The organism is Sphingomonas elodea ATCC 31461 (assembly GCF_000226955.1).
Classification (GTDB): Bacteria; Pseudomonadota; Alphaproteobacteria; order Sphingomonadales; family Sphingomonadaceae; genus Sphingomonas; species Sphingomonas elodea.
Genome location: NZ_AGFU01000051.1, coordinates 1 through 15543 on the forward strand (window position 1 = coordinate 1; position 15543 = coordinate 15543).

Consider the following 15543-nt stretch of genomic DNA (forward strand, 5'->3'; position numbering starts at 1 on the left):
TCCGCACCGAAGGCGCCTGCCGTCGGGACATAGGTCGCCGTCGTACCGGCGATGGTCACCGCCCCCTTGGTCGGCGCGGTGCCGATCGCAAGCGTGGTGAACACGCCGCTCGGCGCCAGCGGTATCGCCTGGCCGGTGCTGCCATAGGCGACATCCGCGCTGGCATTCGCCGCCGTCGGCGCCGCCGGCGTGCTGACGGTGAGCGTCACGGTGCCCGGTGCCGAGGTGCCGCCGGGGCCGGTCGCGGTGTAGGTGAAGCTGTCGCTGCCGAAATAGCCGCTCGCCGGCGTATAGGTGACGACATCGCCTGCCACGCTCGCCGAGCCATGGGCAGGTGCCGTTGCGATGGCAATGGCAGTGTGCCCGCCGCCGCCGATGCTGGCGGCAAGGTCGATCGCGGTGCCGGTGCTCGCAAAGGGGACGACGACGCCCGAGCGGCCGCCTGCCACCGGTGCCGCCGCCACCGTGATTGTCTGGGTGATCGCCGTCGCCGCATTGTAGTTGGCATCGCCCGCCTGCGACGCCACCACGGTGCACGTGCCCGCGCCCGTGAAGCTCACCGTGCTGCCGCTGATCGTGCAGACGCCGGCACTTGCCGCGTCGATCGCAAAGCTCGGGGTGAGCCCGACCGACGAGGTCGCCGTGACCGCATAGCCGACGCCGCCGACCGGCGCCGGGACCGGCGGCGAGGAGGTGAAGCTCAGGCTCTGGTCGCCCTTGGCGATGCTGCCGCTGACCACGCTGGTCGTCGCCGTGGCCGCCGGGCTGGCGCTGTCGGTGACGGTGATCGCGTAGTTGTAGCTGCCGATCGCGGTCGGGGTGCCGCTGACCACGCCGGTGGCGGTGTCGAGGATGAGCCCCGCCGGCAGCGTGCCGGAGGTGACCGCGAAGCTGTAGGGCGCCACGCCGCCGGTCGCCGTGCTGGTCTGGCTGAAGGTCGCCCCGACCTTCGCCGTGGCGGGCGATCCGCCGCTGATGGTCAGCGTCGGGGGCCGCACGGTGAAGCTGCGCGTCACGGCCGGCGCGGCGTTCCAGCTGGCATCGCCGCCCTGGTCGGCCACGATCGTGCACAGGCCCTGGGCCGCCAGCGTCACGCTGGTGCCGGAGACGGTGCAGATCGTGCCCGTGCTGCTGGTGAAGCTGACCGGCAGCCCGGACCCCGCCGTCGCATTGAGCGTCACCGGCGATGCGGTGATCGCCACGTCCGGCAGCGCGGAGAAGATGATGGTCTGGCTGCCGCGCCCGACGGCGAAGCTCTGCTGGACCTGGGGCGCGGCGGTATAGTCGGTATTGCCGGCCTGGTTGGCGTTGACCCGGCAGCTGCCCACGCCGGTGAAGCTCACCGCCCCGCCCGAGATGGCGCACACCGCGCTGCTCGACGGGTCGATGGTGAAGGCTACGGCCAGGCCCGAGGTCGCGGTCGCGGCCGGGGTGTAGCTCGCGCCGCCCGCCACCGCGGCGCTCGGCGCCGTCGAGGTGAAGCTGATCGACTGCGTGCCTTGCGCCACGGCGAAGCTCTGTTGCACCTGCGGCGCCGGATCATAGCTGCCGTTGCCCGCCTGATTGGCGTTGATCGTGCAGGTGCCGACGCCAAGGAAGCTGACCGTGCTGCCCGAGATCGAACACACGCCGCTGCTGGCCGAGTCGATGGTCAACGCAACCGTGAGGCCCGAGCTGGATCCCGCCGTCACCGTATAGGTCGTGCCGCCCACCCGCGCCGATCCCGGTGCGGTGGAGGTGAAGGCGACGATCTGGCCGCGGTCGGAATTGACGGCCAGACGCACGATCTTGCTGCTGGCCTGCCCGATCGAATCGGTCACCGTGATCGTGAAGTCCGTCGCGGCGAGGACGCTGGTCGGCGTGCCGTTCAACCCGCCATTGGACGTGTCGAACGTCACCCCCGTCGGCAACGTGCCGCCACTGATCGCATAGGCGAGCGGGGCCTTGCCGCCGGATGCGGTGACCGGGCGGGTCGCGCTGAAGCTGGTGGTGTTCATCGTGGCGGTGATCGAGGTGGACACCTGCGTGACCGCAAGTTCGCTGTAGGCGGTGAACGACCGGGTGCTCGAATCGACGGAGGTGTTGCCGGCCGCGTCCGTCGCGCGCGCCTTGATGGTATGGGCAGCCGCGCTGAGCGCGGTCAGCGTGTAGGTCCAGTTGCCGCTGCCATCCGCGGTGGTCGTGCCATCGGCGCTGCCGTCCAGATAGACCGTGATCGTCGCATTGGCTTCGCTGGTTCCGCTGGTCGCACGGTTGGTGACGACGCGCTCCGAAGCATTGGCCGGAGTCGTAACGATCGGCGCGCTCGGCGCGGTCGTGTCCACCGTCCAGCTGTAGCTGGCGGCTGCGCTCGTACCACCGCCGCTGGTGGCACGGACCTGGAAGCTGTGGCTGCCGTCGGACAGTCCCGTATAGGTTCTGGGGCTGGTGCAGCTGGTGAAGGCTCCGCCGTCGATCGAGCATTCGCCCGTGCCGCTCGCCAGGCTGAACTGGAAGGTCGCGCTCGTGCTGTTGGTGAGCGTCGCAGGCGTCGAGGTCAGCGTCGGTGTCGTCGGGGGCACCGCATAGGTGAACTGGTTCGACGCGCCCGTGGAACTGGTGCCGCTGGGGGTCGTGACGGTCACGTTCACCGTGCCCGCGCTCGCCGCCGGAGACGTCGCGGTGATCTGGGTCGCGCTGTCCACGGTGAAGCCGGCCGCGGCCGTGCCGCCGAAGCTGACGCCGGTCGCGCCGGCAAGCCCCGTGCCGGTGATCACCACCGTCGTCCCGCCGCCGGTCGGACCCGTGGTCGGCGAGAGACCGGTGACGCTGGGCACCGTGACGAGATTGTTGGTCAGGCTGAAGGTGGCGAATACGGATCCCGCCGTGGCGTTCACCGAATATGCACCGCCGCTGCCGTTGGCGGTGAAGCTGCCGGCGTTTGCGATCCCTGAACCGTCGGTCGTGACGGTGATGCTGTTGCTGCCGTTCGAGAAGGTGCCGCTGGCGCCGGATGCCGGTGCGGTGAAGGTGACCGAGGTGTTCGGTATCACCGCGTTCGAGCCGTCGCGCACCGTGACGCTCAGCGGGGTGGCGAACACCGTGTTCGTCGAGGCCGTCTGGTTGGCACCGGTCGCGATCGCCACCGAGGCGGGTATCTGCACCACCGCGATGGAGGTCGGATCGCTTGCGGATGCGGAACTTCCGGCATTGCCGCCCGACAGCGTGACGCTGGGCGTCAGGCTCGTCGCGGCGTTGCTCGCGATGTTGAGCCGCAGGGTGAGCGGATTACCGCTGGCGCCGTTGGCGATCGTGTTGGTGTACAGGCAGCGGGTGGACGTGCAGCTCCAGCCCGAGCCCGAGCCGGAATTGTAGCTGAGGCCCGATGGCAGGCTGAAGGTGAGCGTGACGTTGGTGCCGGTGTTCGCACCGCTGGCGCTGGGCGTGATGGTATAGTCGACCGTCCCGCCCTGCTGCGGCGTGCCCGAGTGCGTCATCGTGACGCCGAGCGAAAGGTTCGAATCGATGTAGGGCGTACAGGTGACGGTGACGTCGGTCAGGCTGTTCGAGGTCGAGCCGAGATGATCGACCGTCATGCCGACGCCCTGCAGGCCGCTCGGCACATTGTAATAGCCGGTAAAGGTGCCGGTGCCGGTCGGGTCCGGCGTGACCCGCGCCCCCGCGGGGAGGCCGACATAGCTGTTGTTCACCCGGAAGCGGATGCGCATGCCGGCGCTGCCGCTATACTGGCTGACCACGGCCGTGAAGTCGAGCCTGTCGCCGGGCGTGAAGGGGTTGATGCCGGGGACCATGTTGGTGGAAATGTTATCGCTGTAGCCAGCTGCCGCAGCGATCACGGAAAGCGCCGCGGTACTAGTCGCGGTTCGCGAGGTCGTTTCCGACTGGCGCGGATCCCCGGCGACAAACCTGGCGGTGAAGTTGATCGATCCATCGTTGACCGATTGGCAACCCAGGCTCTGCGCCTGCGCCGCCCCAGGCGCGAACAGCGCGGTTCCCAGGGCCGCTGCGAGAACCACACCCCCCAGGCGCCCCGCCTTCGCAAGCAGCGAGACGTGCGTGTCCGACCGTACGTAACCCTTCATGAAGCCCCCTCACGGCCACGTCCATTTGGACTGACCATGTTCGCCAAACGACTGCATCAACATCAAATTTTGATTATTATTATAGTCGCGACTCGGGATTGGCTTCGCCATCTCCTCCATAATTTCTATTTCAATCGAAACATTGATGCAACCGGACGCAATGTTGCACCGCGAAGTAGCCTCCAGAGTGGATATGTTAATATTTTTTCAACACCCGCACCGGCTGCTGCAACACAACGAGCAATTTTCTACTTTGGCAGAGCGCCACAAACGTCTATCGCTTCCCTGCTTACGCACAACACCTTGGACGACAGGAGGGGAAACATGGATCCGTTCATCGGGCAGATCATGCAGGTTGGCTTCCGCTACGCACCGGTCAACTGGCTCAACTGCAACGGCACCGTCATGCAGATAAACCAGAACCAAGCGCTGTTTGCGCTTCTGGGGAATTCGTTCGGCGGCAATGGAACCAGCAATTACGCCCTGCCGGATGCGCGCGGTCGCGTATTGATGGGCGCGGGCGCCGGCCCGGGGCTGACGCCGCGCAACGTCGGCGCAGCGGGCGGCGTCGAGCAACAATCGCTCACGCTTGCGCAGCTGCCGATGCACAACCATACCGCGTCCTTCACGGCGACAAGCGCGCCGACCTTTACGGGCAGGCTGACGGCGATCAGCGGCGTCGCCTATGCGGACGAGGTGAAGGAGCCCCAGGCGGGCGCCTATCTGGGCACCGTGCAGGAGCCCGACACGACCCCGACCATCTACGTCCCCGCCGACAAGGCCGCGCAGCCGGGCGCACAGCCGGTGCCGTTAGCGGGCGTGAGCGGCAGCATCAGCGGCGTGCAGGGCACGGTCACGGTCAACCCTGCCGGCACCTCGCAGCCGGTCCCCGTCCTGCAGCCCTTCGTCGCGGTGACGACCATCATCGCCGCCGTCGGGGTCTGGCCCGAACAACCCTGACCTTCGCCAGGTCTGTGGCGACGCGCGGGAGATGCCGGCCGGCATCTCCCTTCGCCGCTCAGGCAAACAGTGCCTGGTAGCGCCGCACCTCGCCTTTCGGCAGGATCTGGGACAGATGGATGCGGTACGGGCCACCGCGGCCGCAATCGCATTCATAGTTATCGTCCATGAGGATGACGTGCCACGGCGCTTCGAAGGTCAGTTCGAACGGCTCCCGAAAGTCCGCCCCGATGATCGGCTGCAGTCTGCGAAGCCGCGCCAGCACGATCTCGACCGGACGCGGCGCAGTATTGATCCGCACCTTTCTGCCGACCCACGGTTCGAAATCCTCCGGCGTCATCAACCGTATCACCTAGCCCCTCCCATGCATTCACGCTTCTTCTGGCGCAGGATCGCGCAACGCGAAAGACCTGTTCTGCGTAATGCCCCGCCACCCGGCAGGCAGGACCGATGACGGCGCCGCTCCCCCCCTTCCCGTCCGGCGTCCGGCTGCGCCCGGTCCGCCCGAGCGACGAGCCCTTCCTGCTGCGCCTGTACGGCACGCTGCGCGCACCCGATCTCGCGGCACTGCCATGGGACGCGGCACAGAAGCGCGCCTTCATCGCCGAGCAGTTCCACCTTCAGCAGACGCACTACCGGCAGACCCGTCCGCACGCCGACTATTGGCTGGTGGAGAAGGGCCCCGCCGCGCCGATCGGCCGACTTTCGCTCGACCGCAGCGACACGGCGTGGCGCATCCTGGAACTGCTGCTGCTGCCCCGGGCGCGCGGCAACGGGCTCGGCACTGCGCTGATCCACTGGGTTCAGGCAGCCGCCCGCGCCGCCGCCGCCGACGCGGTGACCCTGCATGTCGAGACCGGCAACCATCAGGCCCTGCGCCTCTATGCGCGGCTGGGCTTTGTCGACGCGCCCTCCGCGCATGCCACCCACCGTTTCCTGCGCTGGACGCCGGGGGAAGAGGCGCAAGGCCGCACCGGCTGAGCCCCGCCGCGCCCGGTCAGTGCAGCAGGTTGGTGCGGGCGAGGTCGATCACCTCGCTGACGTCGCCGTTGAGCACCGCCTTCAGGGCCCACAGGCTGAAGCCCTTGGCCTGCGCCGCCTCGATGGCGGGCGGCATCACCAGTTCCTGGGTGGCGGTCACCACGTCGAGCAGCGCCGGGCCCGGATGCGCCAGCACCTCGGCGATCGCCGCTTCCAGATCGGCGGGATCCTCGACGCGGATCGCGTGCATGCCCATGGCGCGGGCAACCGCGGCGAAGTCCGGGTTCCGGAGGTCGACGCCGGTCTCCAGCAAACCTGCCGCCTTCATTTCCAGCGCAACGAAGCCCAGCGAGCCGTGATTGAACACGGCGACCTTCACCGGCAGCTGCTCCTGCACCAGCGTGAGCAGGTCGCCCATCAGCATCGCCAGCCCGCCATCGCCGGACATGCTGATCACCTGCCGCCCGGGGTGCGAGGCCTGGGCGCCGATCGCCTGCGGCAGCGCGTTCGCCATCGATCCGTGCGCCAGCGATCCGATCATCCGCCGCTTGCCGTTCATCCGCAGATAGCGTGCCGCCCAGACGGTGCAGGTGCCGACATCGTAGGTGAACACCGCAGTGTCGCTCGCCGCCATGCTCAGCCGCTCGGCGAGCTGCTGGGGGTGGATGGGACGGCGGCCCGATGCGCCACTGGCGAGCTTGTCGAGCCCGGCGCGGGCCTTGCGATAGCGGGCGACGCTGGTTTCAAGGTGATCGCCGTCGCGATCCTCCGCAATTCGCGGAACAGCGCCTCGGGCTTGGTCTCCTGGAAATAGCCGCGGCCGATCTCGGCGGAAGGGATCTGCGCGGCGATCGCCAGCACCGGCACGCGGGTGCGGTGGCAATCGTACAGGCCGTTGATCAGGTGGAGATTGCCCGGCCCGCACGATCCGGCACACACCGCCAGCTCCCCGGTCAGCGCCGCCTCGGCGCCGGCGGCGAACGCGGCGACCTCCTCGTGGCGAACATGGACCCACGCCATGTCGTCCCGCGCCCGCAACGCATCGGTAATGCCGTTGAGACTGTCGCCGACAAGGCCGTAGATCCGGCGCACCCCCGCGGCGGCAAGAATGTCGGTCATCAACGCTGCTACGGTCTTGGTCATGCGGGTCACCTCCGGCCGGACAACCCGCAAGGTCGGAAGAAGATGCCGTTTGGGACAATCATCTGAAGGTATGCCCCGATTGCGCTCTGGTCAGCGGGAGCGGCGGGCAGTAGGGGAGCGGCCGCCAAGGGGCCGCGCCGCTGGCGTGTCCTTGCCATCGGGCTATAAGATTGTACCACCGCCGACCTCACCGGGAGCGCCACGCCATTCGCCAGATTGCCGCCTTGCCCTACCGCACCCTCGGCACCGGTGCGGACGCGCTGACCCAGGTGCTGCTCGTGACGTCACGGGGCACAGGGCGCTGGGTGATTCCGAAGGGCAATCCCGGCCAGGGCCTGAGCGGCCATGCCGCCGCGACGCTGGAGGCCGAGGAGGAGGCGGGCCTGGTCGGCCTGATCTGCCCGACGCCGCTCGGCTCCTATCGCTACCGCAAGAAGCGCGCCAACGGCGCCTCGCTGATGGTCGATGTGGAGGTCTTCCCCTTCTCGGTCACGCGCGAGCTCGCGGCGTGGAAGGAACAGTCGGAGCGGCAACGCCGCTGGTTCAGCCTGGCCGAGGCCGCCGAGGCCGTCGACGAGCCGGACCTGCGGGACCTGATTCGCTCCTTCGGCCCCGAGGAATTCCGAGCGGCGACCCGCAGGGTGGGCGTGCTCGACACCGTAGTCCAGAAATCAAAGGTCAACCGAATGTTCGCGTGGTTCCAACGCCTCCTGCCCCGCCAGGGGAATTTCTTCGAGATGTTCGAGGCACATGCCGCCACCGTCGTGGCCGGCGCCGATGCGCTGGCGCGGCTGCTGCAGGACGGCGGCGCCGACCATATCCGCGAGGTGATCGAGCGCGAGCATGACGCCGACGAGATCACCCGCCAGGTGCTGCAGACGGTGCGCGTCACCTTCCTCACCCCCTTCGACCGCGGCGCGATCACCGCGCTGATCGGTTCGATGGACGACGCGATCGACGAGATGCAGGCCACCGTCCGCGCCATCGACCTGTACGAGATCCAGGGCTTCGAGCGCGAGATGAAGGACATGGCCGGCATCGTCGTCGATGCCGCCCGCCTCACGCTGGAGGCGATGCCGCTGCTGCGCGACGTCGCCAGGAACGGCGCCCGCCTGCACGAACTGACCGAGCGCCTCGTCCGCATGGAAAGCCATGCCGACGACATCCACGCCGCCGGCCTGAAGCGCGCCTACAAGGAGCTTGGGCCGAGCGACCCGCTGAAGTTCGCCGTGCTGCGCGAGCTGTACAAGCATCTCGAGCGCATCGTCGACGCGTTCGAGGATGTCGCGAACGAGATCGACGGCATCGTCATCGATCACGCCTGATCCATCATGCACGAACTTGCCCTGCCGCTGCTGATCGGCCTCATCCTCGTCGCGCTGGCGTTCGACTTTCTGAACGGCCTGCACGACGCCGCGAACGCGATCGCCACGGTGGTCGCGACGCGGCTGCTGAAGCCGGTGCACGCAGTCGCCTTCGCCGCCTTCTTCAACTTCGCCGCCTATTTCGTGACGATCGCCTTCCCCAGCCTGCACAAGGTGGCCGAGACGATCGGCAAGGGATTGATCGACAAGGATCTGGTGACGCCCGGCGTGGTGTTCGGCGCACTCGTCGGCGCGATGTTCTGGAACGTCGTCACCTGGCTGAAGGGCATCCCCTCCTCGTCCAGCCATGCGCTGGTCGGCGGGATGATCGGCGCGGGCGTGGCGCATGCCGGGGTCACCGGCATCCAGTGGGGCGGGCTCAACAAGACGCTGCTCGCCATCGTACTGTCGCCGACGCTGGGCATGGTGCTGGCGATGGCGATCATGCTGCTGACGAGCTGGCTGTTCCGCCGCGCGACGGCGACCCGGGCCGAGCGCTCGTTCCGGATCCTGCACCTGATCTCGTCGGGCGCCTACTCGCTGAGCCACGGCCTCAATGACGCCCAGAAGACGATGGGCATCATCACCGTGCTGCTCTATTCGACCGGCTATCTCCAGGGCACGTTCGAGGTGCCGCACTGGGTGGCGATCAGCTGCTATGTCGCGATCGCGCTGGGCACGCTGAGCGGCGGCTGGAAGATCATCGAGACGATGGGCTCGCGCATCACCAAGCTTTCGCAACACCAGGGGTTCAGCGCCTCGATGGGCGGGTCGATCATCCTGTTCGCGGCGTCGTGGCTGGGCATCCCGGTCTCCACCACCCACACCATCACCGGCGCGGTGATCGGTGCGGGCACCGCCCGCCGCGCGTCGGCGGTGCGCTGGGGCGTGGCGAGCAACGTCGTGATCGCCTGGGTCATCACCCTGCCCGCCTCCGCCGCGGTAGGTGCGCTGTTCTACCTGCTGACCACGCTGTTCTGAAGACGGCGTGCCGGCGGCGCCCGCTGCCGCCGGCACGTAACCACGTCCTTCCTCGTTTCAGCCAAAGCTAGGCCTGGATTCGGCGCCGTCCTCGCACCGCACAGCCGCTCGGAGGCGGGCGATGCAGCTCCGGTTCTTCTGCGCCGCATCTTGACGCTGCGACAATAGTGCAATGCCGATCCGGGACCGGCACTGATCTCGTTCCGCTGGACAATTTCCCTTGATTGGGCTTCAGCAGAAGCGGCGGCCAAGCAGCCGTTTCAACTGGGGGAATCTGTTCGTGTTTCATGGTATCGGGGCGGCGCGCAGCCGCCGCTTGTCGTATGTGCTCGGCAGCAGCGTGCTGGCATTGGGGATGGCGACTTCGGCAGCACAGGCGCAATGCTCCCCCGATCCGACCGTTGCCAACACCACGACCACCTGCACCGGCAACGATCCGGATGGGATCATCGTCTCCACGAACGGCAGCACGGTCGTCGTCGCGAACGGCGCCGCGACCGGTCGGATCCGCGTCGACATTCCGGTGGTCCCGAATTCCTACGACCGGCGCAGCGCGACCATTTCCGTGCTCGGCACGGTCGACGGCGGCGTGCAGAGCGGCATCACCGTCCTGCCCGGCACCGTCCCTGCCAATTCGTACGATTATACCGGCACCGCAGCGACCGTGACCATTGCGGCGGGTGCGCAGGTGACCGGCCGCTACGGCGTTGCCGCGGAGGCGTCGCGCAACGGCTCCACCCCGGCGCTGGCGTCGATCACCAATGCCGGCACGATCAGCGGCACCAGCGGCATCGCGCTGTTCGCGATCCAGCCGAGCAGTGCCGGCTTTCTGTCGATCACCAATGCCGCCACCGGCACGATCGGCGCGATCAGCGGCCCCGTGGGCTCGATCACCAATGCCGGCATGATCGACGGCGGCACGCGTTCGGCCATCCAGGAAACGAGCAGCTACAATATCGGGCTCGGCTTCGGCACCTGGACCAACAGCGGGACGATCCGCTCCAACGGCGCGGCCGCGACGATCGCCGGCCTTTCGCAGCTGCAGACCGTCGTCAACAGCGGCACGATCGCCAATAGCGGCAGCGGTCCGGCACTCCAGGGCGAGCACATCACCCTCACCAATCAGGCGGGCGGGCGTATCTCTACCGGCGGGCGCGTCGCCGTGGCGGCAGGGACGGAGCTGACCCTGGTCAATGCGGGCACGATCGTCGGCGACGTAGGCTCGAACCAGGGCTATGGCACCTATTTCTCGAGCTCGATCGATTCCACCGCGGGGCAGATCGTCGGCAACGTCTCGTTCGGCAGCGGCAACGACGTCATCTATGCCCGCTATGACGGCACCGCCACGCTCGTTACCGGCATCACCGGCGCGATCGACGGCGGCTCGGGCGTCAACAGCATGGTGCTGGCGCCGACCGCCGACCTGCGCCTGACCAGCGCCGTCACCCTCCCCACCAATTTCCAGCGGCTGCGGCTTGCCCCCGGCGACGGGGCGACGCTGACGCTCGGCAACGGCTTCGTCGCGCCGAGCGTGCTGGAGATCACCGGCGCGGGCACGATCGTCAACGACACGGCGATCGCGGTCAACGACCAGGCCTTTGTGCAAAGCTACACGCTGGGCGGCGGCAAGCTGGTCAACAAGGGGACCATCCAGGCGACCGTTCCCACCTTCTATTATGCGCTCGACCTCAACAACACGAGCCTCACCAACAGCGGCCGCATCGAATCGAGCGGCAACGGCATCAACACGTCGAGCACCGTCAACAACAGCGGGACGATCATCGCGCGCGATACCGCCGTGCGGATGTTCGGCGAAGGCTTCACCAACAGCGGCACGATCCGCTCGACCGGCGGCGTCGGCGTCGTGCTGGACGGCAACACCTATTATGCCGGCACCAACAGCGGCCGGATCGAAGGCGCGACCTACGGCGTCGATATCGGCTATGTGCTGAACAACAGCGGCACGATCGCCGCAACCGGCACCGGCACCGCCGTCGGGCTCGATTATTACGGCGTGTTGAACAACCTTGCCGGCGGCGTGATCAACGGCGGCGCCTATGCCATCACCGGCAAGAGCCCCTACGGCACGACGGACACGAGCAGCGCCGCCGTGTTCAACGCGGGGACGATCAACGGCAATGTCAGCTTCGCGCCGGTCAGCGGCCCGCTGCCCTATTCCGCCACCAACAACCTCTATGTCGCGCTGCCGGGCGGCGTGCTCAACGGCAATCTCACGCTGAGCAACGGCGACACGCTGGTCACGGACCTGGTCAATACCGGTCCGGGCAGCTTCGCCGGCATCACCGGCACGGTCACCGGCACCAACGCGCTGCTGCGCTACCGCGTCTCCGGCCAGCAGAGCGCGACGATCGGCGCGGTCGGCCCGTTCGCGACGACGGGCTATGAGCTGGTCGACGGCGCCCGCCTCCAGCTTACCGCCGGCGCGACCCAGACGCGCACGCTGGTGCTCGCCGGCAAAGGCACCGTCGAGCTGAACGCCACCGTCTCGACCACGAACGCGACGACCGTGAACATCGTTGCCGCTGCCGCGATCCCCGCACTCCAGACCGGCGCGGCCACGCCGGGCCTCACCCTGGTCAACCGCGGCACCCTCACCAGCAACCGCACCGACTATTGGGGCGGCGGCTATGGCGTGGTCTCGATGGGCGGTCGCAACACGCTGGACAATCAGGGCACGATCCGCGCGCTCTACACCGCCACCAACGGGGGCGACAGCTACAACGCCGCGGTGGTCGGCGGCGACGCGCTGATCAACAACGGCCGCATCGAACTCGACGGCAGCTACGGTACCTCCGGGGTCGGCACCGTCACCAACAACGGGACGATCATCCAGACCGGCACGCGCGAATCCAACGGGATCGTCAACGCCTTCCGGGTCGTCAACAACGGCACCATCCAGACCAGCGGCCCCGCCATCACGAGCTTCTATGGCGGAGTCGTCGTCAATACCGGCACGATCACGTCCAGCGGCGGCCGGTTCGGCCAGGGCGCCATTCGGCTCGATGGCGGCCGCATCAACAATGCGGGCGTGATCCAGGGCGATGTGTCGCTCGGATATAACGGCATCTATTTCGCCAATGGCGGCACGCTTGCCGGCAACCTCGCGCTCGGCAGCGGCGGGACGTTGCTGCAGGCGGGGGATAGCACGGGGGTGAGCGGGCGCATCACCGTCAGTGACGGCACCTTCGGCCGCGCCCTCACCACCAGCGGTTCGGTCGCGATCGGCGCCGCCCCGACCAGCGGGTTCACCGCAGCGGCCGTCGCGGCGATCGGCAGCACCACCACGGTAACCCTGACCGGGCTCGACAGCCGCTATGCCGATCTGCGGGTGATGGGCGACGGCGCGGTGATCAGCCGGGCGACGATCGCGGGATCGGTGTCGCTGATCCGGAGCACCCTGTTCGCCGAGGGCGATGCCGTTCCGCTCGCCGGTTTCACCAATGCGGGCACGATCGGCGGATCGGTCTACGGCATGACGGCCGCGATGACGAACAACGGCACGATCGGCGGCGCAGGGCTGACCGGCCCGGCGGTGAGCGTCTACAACTACGCGCCCTTGTCCTTCACCAACACCGGCCGCATCGCCGCGGGGGAGGCGAATAGCGGCATGGCGGTGCTCGGCGCCTATGACATGCTGACGGCAGCGAACAGCGGCACGATCGAGGGCGGGCTCTACGCGACGGCCTCGTTCACCGCTCTCGACGCGGCGGGCGCAGCGACGATCACCAACAGCGGCACGCTGCGGGCGACGGCGGGCACCGGCACCGCGCGCGCGTTGACGGCGGACATCGGCGCGGGGACGGCGACGGTCGGCACGGTATCGCTGGCCAACAGCGGCACGATCGTTGCCGATGGGCTGCGGGCCGTGGGCGTGGACCTGCGCCTGACAGCGGGCGACCGGCCGATCACCTATGCGCTGCAGAACAGCGGCAGCATCGCCGCGAGCGGCAGCGCGACCGCACCGGAGGTGGCGGCGCGCGGCGTGCGGATCGCGAGCCCGCGCGGCGCGACCAGCGGTACGCTGACCAACCAGGCCGGCGGCACGATCTCCGCGACCGGTACCAACGCCGTCGCCCTGCTCGCCACCGACACGACGCTGACCATCACCAATGCCGGCCGCATCACCGCGACCGGCCCCGGTGCCGCGGCGATCGTCGCATCGGGGAAGGACGCATTCACGCTCACCAACACCGGCACGATCACCGGCGCGACCCTGCTCGATGCCGGGACCGATCTGGTCGACAATGCCGGGGCCATGGGTGCCCTGTCGCTCGGCGCGGGGGATGACCGCGTGGTGCTGCGCGACGGCGCGACCAATCCGCGCATCGATGGCGGAGCGGGCACCGATCGGCTCGAGATTGCCGGCACCGCGACCGGCGCGGGGATCGCGCTCGGCGATGTGGTCAACATGGAAACCCTGCGGATGAACGGCGGCTTCGCGACGCTGGCGGGGACCGCAACCTTTGCCGACGTGCAGCTGGCCGGCGGGCGCTTCGTCGGTCTCGCCGGCTCGACGATCACCGCGCCGACCATCACGGTGGCGGCGGGCGCGACCTTCGGTTCGGCGGGCACGGTCAACGGCAATGTCGCGGTCGCCGGCACGCTCAGCCCCGGCGCATCGCCGGGCACGATGACGGTGAACGGCAATGTCGCGCTCGCGGGCACGTCGACCGCGCTGTTCGAGCTGACGCCGACCGCGTCGGACCGGCTGGCGGTGAACGGGCAGGTCTCGATCGCCAGCGGGGCGACATTGCAGATCGTGCAGACCGGCAACGTCACGCCGGGCACGGTGCTCGACCTGATCACCGCGACCGGCGGCATCTCCGGCAGCTTCACCCAGGTGGTGACCTCCGGCACCAGCTTCGGCCTGTTCTCGCAGGAGAGCGGCCGGATCCGCGTGGTCTCCACCTATGTCGCGCCGGCGGCATTCGACGGCGCGGCGCGGCGCGGGCTCGACTATGTCAACGCGGTGCTGGTCGGGGGGCGCGTTTCCCCGGCGCTGCTCGCGGCGGCCCCGCAACTGCTGACCGCGTCCGGCACCAGCAGCGCCGCCGCCTTTGCACGGCTCACCCCGCAGGCCTATGCCGCAACGCGCCAGATCAGCGTGGAGAACGGGCTGACGCTGGCCGATGCGGCGCGCGGCCAGGCCTTCGCGCCGGTGCGCGACACCCCCGGCCTGTTCAGCTTCGCGGCAGCCCTGGGCGGCACCCGCTCGCTCGCCGGCGATCCGACCCGGGGCATCGCGCGCACCACCACCAACGGCTACGGCTTTCTGGGCGGCATCGGCATCGCCGGCCCGCACTGGTCGCTGGGGGCCTTTGGCGGCTACCTCAACAGCCGCCAGACGCTGGCGGACACGGGCGCGCACACCAGCGCGGACGGCGTGGTGGCCGGCGTGCACGGACGCGTACGCCATGGCGGCATCGGCCTGAAGGCAACCATCGCCTATGACGGCGCCAAGGCCGACACCCGACGCCTGTTGCCGGTCGGCAGCGCCAGCGCGCGCTACGACCTCAGCGGCTGGACCGCCGATGCAAGCCTGGACACGCAGGTGAAGCTGGCCGGCAACTGGCAGCTGCGCCCGTCGATCGGCGCCACCGCCATCCGCACCCTGCGCAAGACCGCGGTCGAACAGAGCGACAGCCCGTTCGCGCTGACGGTCGCGAAGCGCCGCGGCACCGCGGTGTTCGTCGATGGCGGCATCACCTTCGCCCGCGCGGCGGAAGGCGGCACCGGCCCGGCGTTCCGCCCCTATCTGACCCTCGGCGCACGCTACCAGGTGCGGGGACGCGTGCCCTATGCGGTTGCGGGTTTCACGGGCAACGACATCGGCCTGCTCGGCGAAGGCGCCGCGCGTGCGCGCGCGCTGGCGACCGCGAAGCTGGGCGCGGATGTGGTGCTGTCCCCGCGGCTCGTCCTGTTCGGTGTGGTTTCCGGCGAAGGCGGCAATGCCGATGCCCGGGCAGCCGCACGCGGCGGCGTTCGCCTGGCATTCTGACGATCCACCGGCC

General features: G+C 68.8%; 9 protein-coding genes. 5 read left to right on the forward strand and 4 right to left on the reverse strand.

Annotated elements, in window-relative coordinates; genetic code table 11:
* A partial coding sequence (locus KK7_RS0114220; protein ID WP_010545311.1) for a beta strand repeat-containing protein occupies positions 1 to 4082 on the reverse strand: 4082 nt, incomplete at its 3' end.
* 324 nt (positions 4083 to 4406) lie between these two features.
* On the opposite strand from KK7_RS0114220, the gene KK7_RS0114225 reads away from it, so the two are divergent.
* On the forward strand, positions 4407 to 5042 hold the full coding sequence (locus KK7_RS0114225) for a phage tail protein (protein ID WP_010545312.1): 636 nt from the start codon (positions 4407 to 4409) through the stop codon (positions 5040 to 5042).
* Between the two features lie 58 nt (positions 5043 to 5100).
* Here KK7_RS0114225 and KK7_RS0114230 read toward each other — a convergent pair whose 3' ends face one another.
* Positions 5101 to 5394 (reverse strand): DUF6916 family protein, encoded by a 294-nt coding sequence (locus KK7_RS0114230; RefSeq protein WP_237709220.1) that lies wholly within the window; start codon positions 5392 to 5394, stop codon positions 5101 to 5103.
* 98 nt (positions 5395 to 5492) lie between these two features.
* Between KK7_RS0114230 and KK7_RS0114235 the strand changes: the two genes are divergently transcribed.
* Positions 5493 to 6023, forward strand: coding sequence for a GNAT family N-acetyltransferase (locus KK7_RS0114235; protein ID WP_010545314.1), 531 nt, complete (start codon positions 5493 to 5495; stop codon positions 6021 to 6023).
* A gap of 16 nt (positions 6024 to 6039) precedes the next feature.
* On the opposite strand, the gene KK7_RS23430 is transcribed toward KK7_RS0114235, so the two are convergent.
* Together KK7_RS23430 and KK7_RS23435 are read right to left on the reverse strand one after the other, a co-directional pair.
* Complete coding sequence (locus KK7_RS23430; protein WP_010545315.1) at positions 6040 to 6657, reverse strand: thiamine pyrophosphate-dependent enzyme; 618 nt, start codon at positions 6655 to 6657, stop codon at positions 6040 to 6042.
* A 2-nt stretch (positions 6658 to 6659) separates the two neighbouring features.
* Positions 6660 to 7166, reverse strand: a complete 507-nt coding sequence (locus tag KK7_RS23435) for a thiamine pyrophosphate-binding protein (protein WP_010545316.1) — start codon at positions 7164 to 7166, stop codon at positions 6660 to 6662.
* A gap of 224 nt (positions 7167 to 7390) precedes the next feature.
* On the opposite strand from KK7_RS23435, the gene KK7_RS0114245 reads away from it, so the two are divergent.
* From KK7_RS0114245 to KK7_RS0114255, 3 genes are all read left to right on the forward strand, one after another.
* On the forward strand, positions 7391 to 8491 hold the full coding sequence (locus KK7_RS0114245) for a DUF47 family protein (RefSeq protein ID WP_010545317.1): 1101 nt from the start codon (positions 7391 to 7393) through the stop codon (positions 8489 to 8491).
* A gap of 6 nt (positions 8492 to 8497) precedes the next feature.
* Positions 8498 to 9511 (forward strand): inorganic phosphate transporter, encoded by a 1014-nt coding sequence (locus KK7_RS0114250; protein ID WP_010545318.1) that lies wholly within the window; start codon positions 8498 to 8500, stop codon positions 9509 to 9511.
* Between the two features lie 355 nt (positions 9512 to 9866).
* A complete protein-coding gene (locus KK7_RS0114255; RefSeq protein ID WP_040598664.1) occupies positions 9867 to 15530 on the forward strand; it encodes a hypothetical protein in 5664 nt (1887 codons plus the stop codon).
* The last annotated feature ends 13 nt before the right edge of the window (positions 15531 to 15543 follow it).